The organism is Pantoea dispersa (assembly GCF_019890955.1).
Classification (GTDB): domain Bacteria; phylum Pseudomonadota; class Gammaproteobacteria; order Enterobacterales; family Enterobacteriaceae; genus Pantoea; species Pantoea dispersa.
This window is the reverse complement of sequence record NZ_CP082346.1, coordinates 934,769-951,440: the sequence shown is the minus strand read 5'-3', so window position 1 is coordinate 951,440 and position 16,672 is coordinate 934,769. Positions and strand designations below refer to the sequence as shown.

The 16,672-nt window shown below is 57.7% G+C and carries 11 protein-coding genes; 2 read left to right on the top strand and 9 right to left on the bottom strand.

Annotation, left to right across the window (positions count from 1 at the left end; genetic code table 11):
- Positions 1-54 precede the first annotated feature (54 nt).
- The 3 genes from K7H94_RS04305 to cysJ are packed head-to-tail and all read right to left on the bottom strand — an operon-like array spanning position 55 to position 4,312.
- Complete coding sequence (locus tag K7H94_RS04305; RefSeq protein ID WP_058759741.1) at positions 55-789, bottom strand: phosphoadenylyl-sulfate reductase; 735 nt, start codon at positions 787-789, stop codon at positions 55-57.
- Entirely contained in the window at positions 786-2,510 is a 1,725-nt protein-coding gene (gene cysI, locus K7H94_RS04300) for an assimilatory sulfite reductase (NADPH) hemoprotein subunit (protein WP_222951706.1), read from the bottom strand. The genes K7H94_RS04305 and cysI overlap by 4 nt, the downstream gene beginning before the upstream one ends.
- Positions 2,510-4,312, bottom strand: coding sequence for an NADPH-dependent assimilatory sulfite reductase flavoprotein subunit (gene cysJ / locus K7H94_RS04295; RefSeq protein WP_222951705.1), 1,803 nt, complete (start codon positions 4,310-4,312; stop codon positions 2,510-2,512). Before cysJ ends, cysI begins: the two co-directional genes overlap by 1 nt.
- Positions 4,313-4,605: 293 nt before the next feature.
- Between cysJ and queD the strand changes: the two genes are divergently transcribed.
- On the top strand, positions 4,606-4,968 hold the full coding sequence (gene queD / locus K7H94_RS04290) for a 6-carboxytetrahydropterin synthase QueD (protein WP_176428100.1): 363 nt from the start codon (positions 4,606-4,608) through the stop codon (positions 4,966-4,968).
- 203 nt (positions 4,969-5,171) lie between these two features.
- Here queD and queE read toward each other — a convergent pair whose 3' ends face one another.
- The 6 genes from queE to rlmD form a co-directional block, all read right to left on the bottom strand.
- A complete protein-coding gene (gene queE, locus K7H94_RS04285; RefSeq protein WP_021507361.1) occupies positions 5,172-5,843 on the bottom strand; it encodes a 7-carboxy-7-deazaguanine synthase QueE in 672 nt (223 codons plus the stop codon).
- A gap of 149 nt (positions 5,844-5,992) precedes the next feature.
- A complete protein-coding gene (gene eno, locus K7H94_RS04280) occupies positions 5,993-7,291 on the bottom strand; it encodes a phosphopyruvate hydratase (protein WP_021507362.1) in 1,299 nt (432 codons plus the stop codon).
- 77 nt (positions 7,292-7,368) lie between these two features.
- The gene (gene pyrG / locus K7H94_RS04275) at positions 7,369-9,006 is read right to left on the bottom strand and encodes a glutamine hydrolyzing CTP synthase (protein ID WP_021507363.1); all 1,638 of its coding nucleotides are present in this window, start codon (positions 9,004-9,006) and stop codon (positions 7,369-7,371) included.
- Between the two features lie 259 nt (positions 9,007-9,265).
- Positions 9,266-10,048 (bottom strand): nucleoside triphosphate pyrophosphohydrolase, encoded by a 783-nt coding sequence (gene mazG, locus K7H94_RS04270; protein WP_125310165.1) that lies wholly within the window; start codon positions 10,046-10,048, stop codon positions 9,266-9,268.
- A 109-nt stretch (positions 10,049-10,157) separates the two neighbouring features.
- Entirely contained in the window at positions 10,158-12,392 is a 2,235-nt protein-coding gene (relA, locus tag K7H94_RS04265) for a GTP diphosphokinase (RefSeq protein ID WP_021507365.1), read from the bottom strand.
- Positions 12,393-12,424: 32 nt separating this feature from the next.
- Positions 12,425-13,741: a 23S rRNA (uracil(1939)-C(5))-methyltransferase RlmD gene (gene rlmD, locus K7H94_RS04260; RefSeq protein ID WP_222951704.1), complete on the bottom strand. Its 1,317-nt coding sequence runs from the start codon at positions 13,739-13,741 to the stop codon at positions 12,425-12,427.
- A 90-nt stretch (positions 13,742-13,831) separates the two neighbouring features.
- Between rlmD and barA the strand changes: the two genes are divergently transcribed.
- Positions 13,832-16,561: a two-component sensor histidine kinase BarA gene (gene barA, locus K7H94_RS04255; protein WP_222951703.1), complete on the top strand. Its 2,730-nt coding sequence runs from the start codon at positions 13,832-13,834 to the stop codon at positions 16,559-16,561.
- Positions 16,562-16,672 lie beyond the last annotated feature (111 nt).

The following is a 16,672-nucleotide window of genomic DNA, read 5'->3' as shown; positions in this document are numbered from 1 at the left end:
TCTTGCCGGTTTTTGCGGGTGCGCACCGCTGGGCACCCGCAGCAATTGCGCCCGTCAGCCTTCGTGTAACCCGCATTCGCGTTTGAGGCCGAAAAAGCGCGTCTCTTCCTCAGCCATCCCCGGCTCCCACTTGCGCGTGGTGTGCGTGTCGCCCACGGAGAGGTAACCTTCGTCCCACAGCGGATGGTACTTCAGCCCATGCTGCTTCAGATACTGGTGCACCTGACGGTTGTCCCAGTCGATGATCGGCAGGATTTTGAACACGCCACGCTGCACGGCCAGTACCGGCAGGCTGGCACGGCTGCCGGACTGATCGCGGCGCAGGCCGGCAAACCAGGTCTGCGCACCCAGCGTTTGCAGCGCGCGGTTCATCGGCTCGACTTTGTTCAGCTGGTTGTACTGCTCGATCCCTTCAACGCCCTGCTCCCACAGCTTGCCGTAGCGTGCTTCCTGCCACGCCGGTGAGGTTTCGGCGCGGAAGATCTGCAGATTCAGGTTCAGCTGCTGCGTCAGTTCATCAATGAAGCGGTAGGTCTCAGGGAACAGATAACCGGTATCGGTGAGGATGACCGGAATATCCGGGCGCTGCTGCGTGACCATGTGCAACAGCACCGCCGCCTGAATACCAAAACTCGACGACAGCACAAAGGCGCCTGGCAGCTGCTCCAGCGCCCAGCTGACGCGCTGTTCGGCGGAGAGCTTTTCCAGCTGGACGTTGCTTTCCGCCAGCGCCATGATGCGATCGACTTTGCTGCCGCTGTTCAGGCTGGCGAGATCGGGTAGTGTCATACTGCCTCCGGGTCCCAGAAATCACGGGCGGGATCGACCACCGGCTGCACAATGCCCGCGCGAATCACGAAGTCACCAAACCCTTCATCCGCCGTGCGCTCGCCGGCCCAGCGCGCCACCAGCTCATCGATGCTGGCGAGGATTTCGTTTTCCGTGATGTTTTCGCGGTACATGCGCGGGATGCGCGTGCCGATGCGATTACCACCAATATGCAGGTTGTAACGGCCCGGCGCTTTGCCCACCAGGCCCAGTTCGGCCAGCATGGCACGCCCGCAGCCGTTCGGACAACCGGTAACGCGTAACACTATGTGCTCTTCGCCGACGCCGTGGCGGTGCATGATCTCCTCCACTTTGCTGACGAAGGATGGCAGGAAGCGTTCGGCTTCAGCCATCGCCAGCGGACAGGTCGGGAAGGCCACGCAGGCCATGGAGTTTTCACGCTGCGACGTGACCGCTTCCATCAGGCCGTGCTCACGCGCAATGGCTTCAATCTGCGCTTTCTGCGCCTCCGGTACGCCGGCCACAATCAGGTTCTGATTGGCGGTCAGGCGGAAATCGCCCTGATGCACTTTGGCAATCTCCGCGATACCGCGCTTCAGCGGACGGCCCGGATAATCCAGCAGGCGACCGTTTTCGATAAACAGCGTCAGGTGCCATTTTTTGTCGATGCCCTTCACCCAGCCGATGCGATCGCCACGGGTGGTAAATTCGTATGGGCGAATCGGCTCGAAGGTCAGGCCGGCACGCTTCTCGACTTCGGCTTTAAAGGTCTCGACGCCGACGCGCTCCAGCGTGTATTTGGTTTTGGCATTTTTACGATCGGTACGGTTACCCCAGTCGCGCTGTGTGGTGACCACCGCTGCAGCCACATCAAGGATCTTCTCCACCGGCAGATAGCCAAACTCGCTGGCGGTGCGCGCGTAAGTGGCTTTGTTGCCGTGCTCAATCGACAAGCCGCCGCCGACCAGCAGGTTAAAGCCAATCAGCTTGCCGTTCTCCGCAATGGCGATGAAGTTCAGATCGTTCGCATGCAGGTCGACATCGTTATGCGGCGGTACCACAACGGTGGTTTTAAACTTACGTGGCAGATAGGTCTCACCGAGGATCGGCTCCTGATCGGTGGTGGCGACCTTCTCCTGATCCCACCAGATCTCGGCGTAGGCGCGCGTCTGCGGCAGCAGATGCTCGGAAAGCTTTTTCGCCCACTCGTACGCTTCCTGATGCAGCTCTGACTCCACCGGGTTCGAGGTACACAGCACGTTACGGTTGACGTCGTTGGCGGTAGCCAGCGCGTCCAGTCCGACTTCATGCAGCATCTGGTGAGTTGGCTTGACGTTCTTCTTCAGAATGCCGTGAAACTGGAACGTCTGACGGTTAGTCAGGCGGATGCTGCCGTACAGCGTTTTGTCGGTGGCAAATTTATCAATCGCCAGCCACTGCGTTGGCGTGATGATGCCGCCCGGCAGACGGCAGCGCAGCATCATCGCATGACGTGGCTCCAGCTTCTGCGCAGCGCGCTCGGCGCGGATGTCGCGGTCATCCTGCTGGTACATGCCGTGAAAACGGATCAGCAGGAAGTTATCGCCGGTAAAGCCGCCGGTCAGGCCATTGTCGAGATCTTCTAAAATGGTGCCGCGCAGGTAGTTGCTCTGCTTTTTCAGACGCTCGGCGTCGGAAAGTTTGCCTTCAACCACCAGCGGTCCAGGATGTTTTTCGCTCATTAGTAAACGTCTCGCTGATAACGGCGCTCAATGCGCAGCTCACTTAAAAATTCGTCAGCGGTTTCACGATCCATGCCGCCGTGTTCGACCACCACATCCAGTAATGCCTGTTCAACGTCTTTCGCCATGCGATTGGCGTCGCCGCAGACGTACAGGTGCGCGCCCTCTTCAATCCAGCGCCACACTTCCGCCCCTCTGGCGCGGATTTTATCCTGTACGTAAATCTTTTCGGCCTGATCGCGTGACCACGCCAGATCGATATGGGTCAGCAGACCGTCTTTAACATATTTCTGCCACTCTACCTGATAGAGGAAATCTTCGGTGAAGTGCGGATTACCAAAGAACAGCCAGTTTTTACCGCTGGCACCGTCGTTTTCACGCTGCTGCATGAAGGCGCGGAACGGGGCAATGCCGGTGCCCGGGCCGATCATGATCACCGGCGCATCCGGATTGGCCGGCAGACGGAAATTATCGTTATGCTCAATGAACACGCGGATTTCGCCATCTTCTTCCAGCCGATCGGCCAGCCAGGTGGACGCGCCGCCGCCTCGCTGACGGCCGTCAATTTCATAACGCACCGCGCCGACGGTGATATGCACTTCGGTTTCGTTCTCCGCCTGCGACGAGGCGATGGAGTAAAGCCGCGGCGTCAGCGGACGCAGCAGGCCAGTCAGCTGGCCGGCGTTCAGTTCGGTGGGTGCCTGGCGCACCATGTCGACAATCGGGAAACTCTGCGCGAAGCTTTGCAGCTTCGGCTTGTCGCCCGCCAGCGCCAGCAGCGCCTCGTTGCGCGACAGGGCCGCATACTGCTCGACGATCTGCGGCGTGTTAACCGTCAGTTCGAAATGTTTCTGCAGCGCCTCGGCCAGCGGCAGGGTTTCTCCGCGCACCTCGACCTGCTCATCGCCTTTCAGCCATACCAGCTGCAGCAGCTCCTGCACCAGTTCCGCATCGTTTTCATACCATACCCCAAGCGCATCGCCTGGCTGGTAACGCAGACCGGAATCTCCCAGATCGATTTCGATATGGCGCACGTCTTTATCTGAGTTGCGACCGGTAATTTTCTGGTTCAGGGCAAAGCTGGCGGTGAGCGGCGCTTCTTTGGTGTAAGGACTGCTGTCCACCAGATTGACGCTGCCAGCCGCGCTGGCTGCCAGCTGCGCTGCCGGTTCCGCCGGCACGCGCGCTTTGAGAATATCGGTGAGCTGCAGACGCCAGGCGCTGGCCAGCTCGCTGTATTCAACATCGGCATCCACGCGATCCAGCAGGCGTTCGCCGCCCAGTTCGGCCAGACGCTGGTCGAAGTCTTTACCGGCCTGACTGAAAAATTCATAGGAGGTATCGCCAAGACCAAACACGGCAAAGGCGGTATCGCTCAGCTTCGGCGCTTTCTTCGACAGCAGGAATTTATGCAGCGCTACCGCCTCTTCCGGCGGTTCGCCCTCGCCCTGCGTTGAGGTCACGATGATCAGCAGTTTTTCCTGACCGATCTGTTTGAATTTATAGTCGCCGGCATTCACCAGGTTGACGCTCAGTTTCGCCGCCAGCAAATCGTCACGCAGCTGCTCGGCCAGCCGGCGCGCATTGCCGGTTTGGGAGGCAGAGATCAGCGTAATGCCCGGCACCTCAGCGGCGACTGGCGCAGGCGCGGCAACGGTGCCCGGTGCCTGATTAACCATGCCCCAGAAGTAGCCAGAAAGCCATGCCAGCTGCGTTGGATTGAAATCGGTGGTCGCGGCCTGTAAGCGCGCAATTTGCTCCGGGGATAGCGGAAGCATCGCTGGGGGTGCCTGAGTCGTCATCGCGTTAAAAATTCCAGTGTCAGAAATCCGTACCGGGAAGCGGCGGAAGAGTGGGTAGGTTACCGGCCTGTATATTAACGATTAAATAAGGCTTCGACATAATAAATAACCAAAATGACTAAGTGGTTTTTTGGGTCAGCCTAACCAGTAAAAGTGGTAAATAAAGTCTCAATAATTCAATCAGTTAATTTACGGCATAAACGGCAAATCAGCAGAAATGCCCTTTTCAGCGCTGGCGGGTGCGAAAAATCTGCTTTTCAGGTAGACTTCAGCGGTTTTTACGTCTGAGAGCCATTATGTCTACCACGCTGTTTAAAGAGTTCCAGTTTGAAGCGGCCCACCGCTTACCTCACGTGCCGGAAGGGCATAAATGCGGTCGTCTGCACGGCCATTCATTTCTGGTGCGACTGGAAATTACCGGTGAAGTGGATGCGCATACCGGTTGGGTAATGGATTTTGCCGAACTGAAGGCGGCGTTCAGGCCGATCTACGATCGCCTCGATCACCATTATCTCAACGATATTCCCGGTCTGGAGAACCCGACCAGCGAAGTGCTGGCGAAATGGATCTGGGATGAGATGAAGCCGATTCTGCCTGAGCTGAGTGCGGTGATGATCAAAGAGACCTGCACCGCAGGCTGCGTCTATCGCGGCTGACAGTCGCGGGAAAGGTCAGAAGGTCGCCATCAATGGCGACCCTACGGTGTAATGCGATTTACAGGGTGCGCATTGATGCGCATCGGCTACCATTGGCCAGGTCGCCATCAATGGCGACCCTACGGTGTAATGAGTTTGTAGGGTGCGCATTGATGCTTACCCGCCACAATGGCGTTGATTTTGCCGGGTGCGCATTCGGTGAATCAGGCGATGTTCAGGTATTTGTGCGTCTGCATCGAAAGCCGCCAGTTGCGGGCAATGCAGGTTTCAATACACAGTCTGGTCGCCGCCTCGCCACGGCTGATGGGCTGCAGCGCCACAATGCGTTTTTTCTCATCCTGCAGGCCAGCCAGCAGCGCATCCAGCGCTTCCACATCCCGCTCGCGCGCCACCGGATGTTTAATCTCATCGGCACGCTGCAGCGCCTGCGGCAGCACATCGTAGCCACCCCGCATGTTCACCTTCGGCGACACCGTCACCCAGGTGGCAGCGGAACAGTGCACTTCATGCGTGCCGCTGGTTTCAATCTGACACTGAAAACCGGCCGCTTCCAGCGCTTCGGTCAGTGGACGTAAGTCAAAAATTGCCGGCTCACCGCCGGTGATTACCACATGGCGGGCGGTCCAGCCCTGACGCTGGATGCTCTCAATCAGCGTGGCCGCATCGGCGCTGCCCCAGGCATCGCTCTCCACGGTTTTGACCAGAATGTCCCCCAGCGACGTCTCCCGATCCGCCCGCGTTTCCCAGGTATGTTTGGTATCACACCAGCTACAGCCCACCGGACATCCTTGTAAGCGGATAAAGATGGCCGGCACGCCGGTGTAAAAACCTTCGCCCTGCAGCGTCTGGAACATTTCGTTAATCGGGTAGAACATTTTTTACTCACTTCAGAAATTCGAGGCGCAGATTATGGCAGATTTTGTGCGTCGCTTCACAGCTGCTTCGTGCCATAAAAAGCAAAAGCCCCGCACCAGGCGGGGCTTGATGTCAGGCGATGTGGCCGTTTAGCCACATCCGCAGGCGATTACGCCTGGCCTTTAACTTCTTTCAGACCGTTGAACGGCGCTTTGTCACCCAGCGCTTCTTCGATACGAATCAGCTGGTTGTACTTAGCAACGCGGTCAGAACGGCTCATAGAACCGGTTTTGATCTGGCCAGCGGCAGTACCGACCGCCAGGTCAGCGATGGTCGCATCTTCAGTTTCGCCAGAGCGGTGAGAGATGACCGCGGTGTAGCCAGCGTCTTTCGCCATCTTGATCGCAGCCAGGGTTTCGGTCAGAGAACCGATCTGGTTGAATTTGATCAGGATAGAGTTAGCGATGCCTTTCTCGATGCCTTCTTTCAGAATTTTGGTGTTGGTCACGAACAGGTCGTCGCCCACCAGCTGAATTTTGTCGCCCAGCACTTTGGTCTGGTAAGCGAAGCCGTTCCAGTCAGACTCATCCAGACCGTCTTCGATAGAAACGATTGGGTACTGTTTGGTCAGGTCTTCCAGGAAGTGGGTGAACTCTTCAGAAGTGAAGGCTTTGTTGCCTTCGCCAGCCAGCACATATTTGCCGTCTTTGTAGAATTCAGATGCTGCGCAGTCCATCGCCAGGGTGATGTCTTTGCCCAGCTCGTAGCCTGCTGCTTTAACAGCTTCGGCGATAACGGCCAGCGCTTCGGCGTTTGAACCCAGGTTTGGCGCGTAGCCACCTTCGTCACCCACCGCGGTGTTCATGCCTTTGGCTTTCAGGACTTTAGCCAGGTGATGGAACACTTCAGAACCCATACGGATGGCTTCTTTCACGGTTTTCGCGCCAACCGGCTGAATCATGAACTCCTGGATATCAACGTTGTTATCCGCGTGCTCACCACCGTTGATGATGTTCATCATTGGCAGTGGCATAGAGTATTTGCCCGGGGTGCCGTTCAGTTCTGCAATGTGTGCGTACAGTGGCAGGCCTTTAGAGGCTGCTGCTGCTTTGGCTGCTGCCAGAGAAACCGCCAGAATGGCGTTTGCACCGAAGTTGGATTTGTTGTCAGTACCGTCCAGCTCGATCATGATCTTATCGATGTTCGCCTGGTCTTTGGCATCTTTGCCTTTTACCGCGTCAGCGATTGGGCCGTTAACCGCAGCAACCGCTTTGGTTACGCCTTTGCCCAGGAAACGAGACTTATCACCGTCACGCAGCTCCAGTGCTTCGCGTGAACCGGTTGATGCACCTGATGGCGCAGCAGCCAGACCAACGAAACCGCCTTCCAGATGCACTTCTGCTTCTACAGTCGGGTTGCCACGGGAGTCGATGATTTCGCGACCGATGACTTTAACGATTTTGGACATTCGATTTTCCTCAGTACAAGTTAGTCAATCCTAAGACAAACAACGCGCGAAAAGTTCGCGCGCTGTTCGTTAAACTCTTACTTCGCTAAACGCTTCTGGTGCTCCTGCGCGGCTTTCACAAAGCCAGCGAACAGCGGATGACCATCACGCGGGGTCGACGTGAATTCCGGGTGGAACTGGCAGGCTACAAACCATGGATGATTCGGGATCTCGATGATCTCCACCAGTTGATCGTCGCCGGAACGGCCTGCAATGTGCAGACCCGCCGCTTCAATCTGCTTCAGCAGCAGATTGTTTACTTCGTAACGGTGGCGATGACGCTCAGTAATGACGTCAGAGCCGTACAGCTGGCGCACTTTACTTTCCGGCGTCAGCTGGCACTGCTGGCTTCCCAGACGCATGGTGCCGCCCAGATCGCTCTGCTCGGTACGCTGTTCAACGTTACCGTTTTCATCGCGCCATTCGGTGATTAACGCAACCACCGGGTACTTACAGTCTGGCACAAATTCAGTGGAGTTGGCGCCTTCCATCCCGGCCACGTTGCGCGCAAATTCCATCAGCGCAATCTGCATGCCAAGGCAAATGCCGAGGTACGGAATGTTGTTTTCACGCGCGTATTGCGCGGTCAGCAATTTCCCTTCCACACCGCGGTAACCGAAGCCACCAGGAATCAGGATAGCATCAAGATCTTTCAGAATTTCGACGCCGCGCGTTTCCACATCCTGCGAATCGATCAGCTTGATGTTAACGGTGACGCGATTTTTCAGACCGCCGTGCTTCAGCGCTTCAATCACGGATTTATAGGCATCAGGCAGTTCGACATATTTGCCGACCATACCGATGGTGACTTCGCCGCCCGGATTGGCTTCTTCGTAAATCACCTGCTCCCACTCGGCCAGATTGGCTTCCGGCGCGCTCAGGTTGAAACGCTTGCAGATGTAATCATCCAGACCCTGCGATTTCAGCAGGCCCGGGATCTTGTAGATCGAATCAACGTCTTTCAGCGAGATAACCGCTTTTTCCGGCACGTTACAGAACAGGGCGATCTTCGCGCGCTCGTTAGCCGGCACCGCGCGGTCTGAACGGCAAATCAGCACGTCAGGCTGAATACCAATCGACAGCAGCTCTTTAACCGAGTGCTGAGTTGGCTTGGTTTTCACTTCACCCGCCGCCGCCATGTAAGGCACCAGCGTCAGGTGCATATACATGGTGTGTTCACGGCCAACATCGACCGCCATCTGGCGAATCGCTTCCAGGAACGGCAGGGATTCGATATCGCCCACGGTTCCGCCGATTTCCACCAGCACGACGTCATGACCTTCGCCACCTTCAATGATGCGCTCTTTGATGGCGTTGGTGATGTGTGGGATAACCTGAATGGTCGCGCCCAGATAGTCGCCGCGACGCTCTTTGCGCAGCACTTCTGAGTAGATACGGCCGGTAGTAAAGTTGTTGCGGCGCGACATTTTGGTACGGATGAAGCGCTCGTAGTGACCTAAATCCAGATCGGTCTCGGCCCCGTCATCGGTGACGAACACTTCACCGTGCTGCGTAGGGCTCATGGTACCCGGATCGACGTTGATGTACGGATCGAGTTTCATGATGGTCACATTCAGACCACGTGCTTCAAGGATGGCTGCGAGGGAGGCTGCGGCAATGCCTTTGCCCAGAGAGGAAACGACCCCGCCGGTCACAAAAATATAATTCGTTGTCATGCTGAACCTGAGAGTTTAGGTTTAAAGACGGTGGAATAACCAGGACGGGAAAACAGTATACCCGAAGTCGTCCGCAGCCACAATTGATGAATCACACCATCCTCCTCGCATTACAGCCTGTAACATAGCGGAGAGTGCCGGGTGAAATGTTGACGTACGTCACAAAGTTGCTGACTGGCTGAATCGAGTAAGCTCAGGCGGTGATTTTATGCGCAGCGCTGGAATAATCACCTGCGCTGCCCGGTGAGGCTGAACAAGGTTATTCGCCGGCTTTGACCTGCTGCCAGGCGGCTTCCATCTGCGCCAGCGTAGCCTGTTCCATGCTCAGCCCCTGGGCCTGAATAATATTCTCGACCTGACGGAAGCGGCGCTCGAACTTGTCATTGGCCTTTTGCAGCGCGGTTTCCGCTTTGCTGCCGAGATGGCGTGACAGATTGACGGTAGCGAACAGCAGATCGCCAATCTCCTCTTCCAGCTTGTCGCTGTCCACCACCGCCTGCTGGGCTTCATGCATCACTTCGTCGATCTCTTCATGCACTTTATCCAGCACCGGCCCGAGGCTGTCCCAGTCGAAGCCTACGCTGTGACAGCGCTTCTGGATTTTATAAGCGCGCATCAGCGCCGGCAGCGCTTTCGGGATATCGTCCAGCACCGAATGCTGAGACTTCTCCGCACGCTCACGCTGCTTGATCGCCTCCCAGTTTTTCAGCACTTCGGCCGTGGAATCGACCTGGACTTCGCCGAAGATGTGCGGATGGCGACGCTCCAGTTTGTCACTGATGGCGTTGCAGATGTCATCGAAGTTGAAACGCTGCTGCTCCTCGGCCATGCGGGCGTAGAACACCACCTGAAACAGCAGATCGCCCAGTTCGCCGCGCAGATCGTCAAAGTCTTCGCGCTGGATGGCGTCGATAACTTCATAGGTCTCTTCCAGCGTATACGGCGCGATAGAGGCGAAGGTCTGCTGGCGATCCCACGGGCAGCCGCGCACCGGATCGCGCAGGGTTTGCATGATGGTGAGCAGGCGGTTTAAAGCAGTCATGAAAGTCCCCGGAACAACAAGATAAAAAGCCGCCATTAATGGCGACCCTGCAGGGTAATTACGCGGTTTTGCCCGGGTGCGCATTGCTGCGCACCGGTCTCAGCAGGGCTTAATGTAAGCGGCGCGCATCGATAATATCCGGCACCTGATTAAGGCGCGCCAGCACGCGACCCAGCACCTGCTGGTTATAAATCTCGATATCCATATCGATGGTGGCGAGCTGCTTTTTGGTGTCGCTGCGGCTGGACACGCCCAGCACGTTGACCTTTTCATTGGCCAGAATGGTGGTGATGTCGCGCAGCAGCCCGCTGCGATCGTTGGCCGTCACGCGTACCACCAGCGAATAACCGCTGGAGTAACTTTCGCCCCACACCGCATCGACAATGCGTTCCGGCGCATGCGAAATCAGTTCGCTGAGCTGATCGCAGTCGGCGCGGTGAATCGAAATGCCGCGCCCCTGGGTAATAAACCCGACAATATCATCGCCCGGAATCGGCTGGCAGCAGCGCGCAATGTGGTGCAGCAGATTGCCGACGCCCTCCACCACCACGCGGCCACTCTCTTTACGCGCCGACGACGGCTGATGCGATTTCTGCGTCAGCTGACGCAGCGCCTCGCGATCTTCCTCTTCGGCGCTCGGCTTGTTGAGCTTCGCCTGCAGGAAGTTAACCATCTGGTTAAGACGGATATCCCCGCCGCCAATCATCGCCAGCAGCTCATCCTGCGAGCTGACGTTATAACGCGGCAGCAGCAGCTTCTCGGCTTCGCGCATGCTGATATCCAGCTGGCCCAGCTCGCTATCCAGAATCTGCCGGCCGGCCGCGATATTTTTGTCGCGATCCTGTTTACGGAACCAGGCATGAATCTTCGAGCGTCCGCGGCTGGTGGTGATATAGCCGAGGTTGGGGTTCAGCCAGTCGCGGCTCGGGTTCGGCTGCTTCTGGGTGATCACCTCAATCTGATCGCCCATCTGCAGCTGATAGGTAAAGGGCACAATACGGCCGCCGATTTTGGCACCGATGCAGCGATGACCAATATCACTGTGAATGTGGTAGGCAAAGTCGAGCGGCGTGGAACCGGCCGGCAAATCGACCACGTCGCCCTTTGGCGTAAACACATAAACGCGGTCATCAAATACCTGGCTGCGCACCTCTTCCAGCATCTCGCCGGAATCCGCCATCTCTTCCTGCCAGGTAATCAGTTTACGCAGCCAGGCGATGCGCTCTTCGTGCCCTGCGGCACCGCGTGCGTTGCTGGCCGTCGGTCCTTCTTTGTACTTCCAGTGTGCCGCGACGCCCAGTTCAGCGTCCTCGTGCATCTGGCGGGTACGGATCTGAATCTCGACCGTTTTGCCCTGCGGTCCCAGCACCACGGTATGAATCGACTGATAGCCGTTTGGCTTGGGATTGGCAACGTAATCGTCGAACTCGCTAGGCAGATGACGATACAGCGTGTGGACGGTACCGAGAGCGCCGTAGCAGTCCTGCAGGCGTTCAGCGACGATGCGCACTGCGCGCACGTCGAACAGCTCATCAAACGCCAGCGACTTCTTCTGCATTTTGCGCCAGATGCTGTAGATATGCTTGGGACGGCCGTAAACTTCTGCGCGCACGCCCTCTTTTTGCATCTCTTTACGCAGGTTATCGACGAAGTTATCAATGTATTGTTCACGATCGATGCGGCGTTCATGCAGCAGTTTGGCGATGCGTTTGTATTCGTCAGGATGCAGGTAGCGGAAGCAGTAATCTTCCAGCTCCCATTTGAGCTGGCCGATCCCGAGACGGTTGGCCAGCGGCGCATAAATGTTGGTGCTCTCTTTCGCCGCCAGCACGCGCTCATCTTCCGGCGCATCTTTCATCTCGCGCAGATGGGCGATACGTTCTGCCAGCTTGATGACCACGCAGCGGAAATCTTCCACCATCGCCAGTAGCATGCGGCGCACATTATCCACCTGCTCCGAGGCCATTGAGTCGTTGTGAATGGCTTTCAGCTGGCGGATGGCATCCATATCGCGCACGCCGTGCACCAGCGAGACGATGCTTTTGCCAAAGGCCTTTTCCAGATCCTCTTCGCTTACCACGCCCGCATTGGCCAGCGGGAACAGCAGCGCGGCGCGCAGACTGTCGATGTCCATACTGAGCATGGTGAGAATTTCCACCATCTCAATACCGCGCCACAGCAGCAGAGCCTGATCAGGATGGTCGTGCGTTTCGGCTTCACAGTAGCGCCATGTTTCCGCCAGTCGTTCGCAGGATTGCGGATTACTGATACTCAAGCTGGCGATCCACTGGTCAAGGGCAAATTCCCCGGCCGTATTTAAATGCGCACTTCTAACCGCAACCATATCCTCTCCTGCCACAGCGACTTAAACATCGCTTATGTTTTGCTAAACAGCACCATGGATTCGAGATGGCTGGTATGAGGGAACATATCCAGCATCGCGACCCTTTCCAGATGGTAGCCCGCCGACAGTAATGTCTGACTGTCGCGGGCAAGTGTTGTCGGGTTACAGGAAACATAGACCACGCGTTGCGGCGCAAGTTTAACGATATGCGACATCACGCCCGCGGCCCCGGCACGCGCCGGATCCAGTAACACCTTATTAAATCCCTGCGCCGCCCAGGGCTGGCGCGAGACATCTTCCTCTAAATTGTGCTGGAAGAAGCAGACATTTCTGAGATTGTTAAGCTGAGCATTATACTCTGCCTGGCGCACTAATGCTGCAACGCCCTCCACACCCACCGCATTTTGTACGAACTTTCCTAGCGGCAATGTGAAGTTGCCCATGCCGCAGAACAGATCGAGCACCCGATCGTCCGGCTGCAGATCCAGCCAGGCAATCGCCTGTGCCACCATCTGCTGATTCACGCCATCGTTGACCTGAATGAAATCCTGCGGACTAAAGGTTAGCTGCAAATCAAACGAGCGGTAGTAAGGCTGCTCCACGCCGAGCGCCTGCAGCGCGTCACTGCCGTCCGCCAGCCAGATCATCAGCCGGTGCTCATGCGAAAAACGTTCCAGTTTTGTCCGGTCCGCAGCGGAGAGCGCATCAAGATGGCGCAGCACCATTAGCGGACCGTTATCCGCCAGCACCAGTTCCACATGCCCCAGCCGTTTCACTGCGTGCAGGCTGCTGAGACAGTGGTGCAGCGGCTGCAGCAGCGCCTCAAGCTCGGGCACCAAAACGGGGCATTGCGTCACATCAATCAGATCGTTGCTGCCCGCCTGACGGAAGCCCATCTGCAGGCGCTGCTGCTTCGGCAGCCACTGCAAACCGAGACGCGCGCGCCGGCGATAGCCCCAGGGCGCAGCGCTGATGATCTCATCCACCTGCACCGGCAGCGCCGCTTCCTGACTCAGCATGCGGCCCAGCGCCCGCGCTTTGCTCTCCTGCTGCAGCGCCACGGACACGTGCTGCTGCTGGCAGCCGCCGCACACGCCGAAATGGATGCAGCGCGGTTGCTGGCGCTGCGGGCTCGGTTGTGTAATCTTTTTGGCTTTGCCGCGCGCAAACTGACGCTTGTCTTCGGTCAGGATCACCTCGGCCTGTTCGCCGGGTAGCGCGCCGCTGACAAACAGCGTTTTACCGTTATGGCGCGCCACGCCCTGACCAAAGGGATCGAGCTCGTCAATGGTGACGCTGAGACGTTGCTTCGTCGTCACGCGCTGTTTTGCGGAGTAAAATTGCGCCATAGTATTGTGAATTCTCAGTTTTCATTAGGTGTGCAGCCGTACGCGGTTTTTGCACAGGGATAAAATGCCAGGAGTCGCCAGGCCACAATTATGACCAAATACAGCCTGCGGGCGCGAATGATGATTCTGATACTGGCGCCGACGCTGATGATTGGCCTGCTGCTCAGTACCTTCTTCGTGGTGCACCGCTACAACGAACTGCAGCACCAGGTGCGCGATGCCGGCGCTAACATTATCGAACCGCTGGCGGTGTCGAGCGAGTACGGCATGACGTGGCATAATCGTGATGCGATTCGCGAGCTGGTCAGCCTGCTGCATCGCCGTCATTCCGATATTGTCCGTGCCATTACGGTTTTCGACAACAACAATCACATCTACGTCAGCTCCAATAACAACCAGAACCTCGCGCTGCTGCAAAAAGCCGATATTTCCACGCTGGCGGATGGCGTGTCGGTGGAGCGACACGGCAACCTGATGGTGCTGCGCACGCCAATCATCTCTGAACGCTATTCGGTGGACGAACTGCCGGGTGAAGACGCCAAGCCGGCAGGCAATCCGCTGGGTTATGTGGCGATTGAGCTGGATCTGCAGTCGGTGCGGCTGGAGCAGTACAAAGAGGTGTTTGTCGCCACTCTGCTGCTGCTGTTTTGCCTGTGTATCGCCATGCTGTTTGCCTATCGACTGATGCGCGACGTCACCGGCCCGATTCGCAATATGGTTACCACCGTGGACCGCATCCGGCGTGGCCAGCTCGACAGCCGCGTGGATGGCTACATGCTGGGCGAGCTGAGCATCCTGAAAAACGGCATCAACGCCATGGCGATGTCGCTCACTGCCTACCATGAAGAGATGCAGCAGAACATCGACCAGGCAACCTACGATCTGCGAGAAACGCTGGAGCAGCTGGAGATTCAGAACGTCGAGCTGGACCTGGCGAAAAAGCGCGCCCAGGAAGCGGCACGCATCAAGTCGGAGTTCCTCGCCAATATGTCGCACGAGCTGCGCACGCCGCTCAATGGCGTGATTGGCTTTACCCGCCAGATGCTGAAAACCGGGCTAAGCACCAACCAGCGTGATTACATGAGCACCATTGAGCGTTCGGCCAATAACCTGCTCAGCATCATTAACGACGTGCTCGATTTCTCCAAACTGGAAGCCGGTAAGCTGGTGCTGGAGTCGATCCCGTTCCCGCTGCGCGCCACGCTGGATGAAACGCTGGTGCTGCTGGCGCCGTCCGCGCATGAGAAAGGCCTCGAGATCACCGTGTGCCTCGGGAAACAGGTGCCGGATAATGTGATTGGCGATCCGCTGCGTCTGCAGCAAATTCTGATCAACCTGATTGGCAACGCCATCAAATTCACCGAGCGCGGCCACATTGATCTGCGCGTCGAGCTGCGTCATCTCAGCATCACACGGGCGGAACTGGAGATTCAGGTGCACGATACCGGCATCGGTATCTCTGAGCAGCAGCAGTCGCAACTGTTCCAGGCCTTTCGTCAGGCGGATGCCAGTATTTCGCGCCGTCACGGCGGTACCGGTCTTGGCCTGGTGATTACGCAGAAACTGGTGCACGAAATGGGCGGTGAGATCGCCTTCCACAGCCGGCAGAATCAGGGCTCCACCTTCTGGGTGCAGGTACATCTGGATCTCAATCCTAATGCACCGGCGATTCCACGCATGCTGGACGATCTGCACGCCACGCCGCTGGCTTATATCGAACCCCATCCGGCGGTGGCGAAAGCGGTTCAGGAGGTGCTGAGCATTACGCCTCTGCAGGTGCAGCACTTTGCCAGCCTTGACGATCTGCCCGACGCCCACTTCCCGCTGCTGCTGATGGGGCTGCCGGTCAGCGATCCGCATCCGGCTACGCTGTCCGATGCGCTGATTGCCCGCCTGCGCGCACACGCCGACTCCGTGCTGCTGGCGCTGCCGAGCGAAATGATGCTGTTCGCTGACGATCTGCGCGCGCGCGGTATCGCCGGCTGCATTGCCAAACCGGTGTCGCTGACGCGTTTGCTGCCGATGCTGCTCGATCTCAACATGCGTCACAGCGACGCCGCCCCGCGCGGCGTAAGACAGCCGCTGACGGTGATGGCAGTGGATGATAATCCGGCCAACCTGAAGCTGATCGGCGCATTGCTGGAGGAGCAGGTCCAGAACATCATTCTGTGCGACAACGCCAGTCAGGCGATTCATCAGGCGCGGCAGCAGCGGCTGGACGTGATTCTGATGGATATTCAGATGCCGGACATCGACGGCATCCGCGCCAGCGAGATCATCCGCAGCCTGCCACAGCACGCCAGCACGCCGATTGTCGCGGTCACGGCGCATGCGCTGGATGGCGAACGCGAGCAGCTGATCGCCGCCGGCATGAATGATTATCTCGCCAAACCGATTGATGAGGACAAGCTGAAGCAGCTGCTGCAGCGCTATGCGCCGGGCAGCGTGGCGAGCGCGGTACGACAACCGGCGATCGCGCCCTCACTCGACTGGGCGCTTGCGCTGCGCCAGGCGGCGAATAAAGCCGAGCTGGCGCGCGATCTGCTGCAGATGCTGCTGGATTTTCTGCCGGAAGTGGAGCAGCGCGTGGCGCAATGTATGGCGCAGAATGACGTCGATGGGCTGCGCGAGATTATCCACAAGCTGCACGGCAGCGCCAGCTACAGCGGCGTGCCGCGGCTGAAACAGCTGTGTCAGCAGCTGGAGAAGAGTCTGCATCAGGAGAGCGATATCGCAGCGCTGGAACCAGAGCTGCTGGAGCTGAGCGACGAGATGGCGAATGTGGCGCGCGAAGCGCGTCAGGTGCTGGGCGTGGTGTAGTCAGGGTTGTGGGTTGTGGGCTGGGCCCTCACCCTTACCCTCTCCCGGCGGGAGAGGGAACCGTGCGGTGCGATGAAGAGGAACAGCGCGAAATCCAAATCCGTGCACCAT

Coding starts and splice junctions, on each gene's coding strand:
- relA (WP_021507365.1), bottom strand. CDS start 12,392: ATGGTTGCGGTTAGAAGTGCGCATTTAAATACGGCCGGGGAATTTGCC.
- eno (WP_021507362.1), bottom strand. CDS start 7,291: ATGTCCAAAATCGTTAAAGTCATCGGTCGCGAAATCATCGACTCCCGT.
- pyrG (WP_021507363.1), bottom strand. CDS start 9,006: ATGACAACGAATTATATTTTTGTGACCGGCGGGGTCGTTTCCTCTCTG.
- K7H94_RS04305 (WP_058759741.1), bottom strand. CDS start 789: ATGACACTACCCGATCTCGCCAGCCTGAACAGCGGCAGCAAAGTCGAT.
- queE (WP_021507361.1), bottom strand. CDS start 5,843: ATGTTCTACCCGATTAACGAAATGTTCCAGACGCTGCAGGGCGAAGGT.
- barA (WP_222951703.1), top strand. CDS start 13,832: ATGACCAAATACAGCCTGCGGGCGCGAATGATGATTCTGATACTGGCG.
- mazG (WP_125310165.1), bottom strand. CDS start 10,048: ATGACTGCTTTAAACCGCCTGCTCACCATCATGCAAACCCTGCGCGAT.
- rlmD (WP_222951704.1), bottom strand. CDS start 13,741: ATGGCGCAATTTTACTCCGCAAAACAGCGCGTGACGACGAAGCAACGT.
- cysI (WP_222951706.1), bottom strand. CDS start 2,510: ATGAGCGAAAAACATCCTGGACCGCTGGTGGTTGAAGGCAAACTTTCC.
- cysJ (WP_222951705.1), bottom strand. CDS start 4,312: ATGACGACTCAGGCACCCCCAGCGATGCTTCCGCTATCCCCGGAGCAA.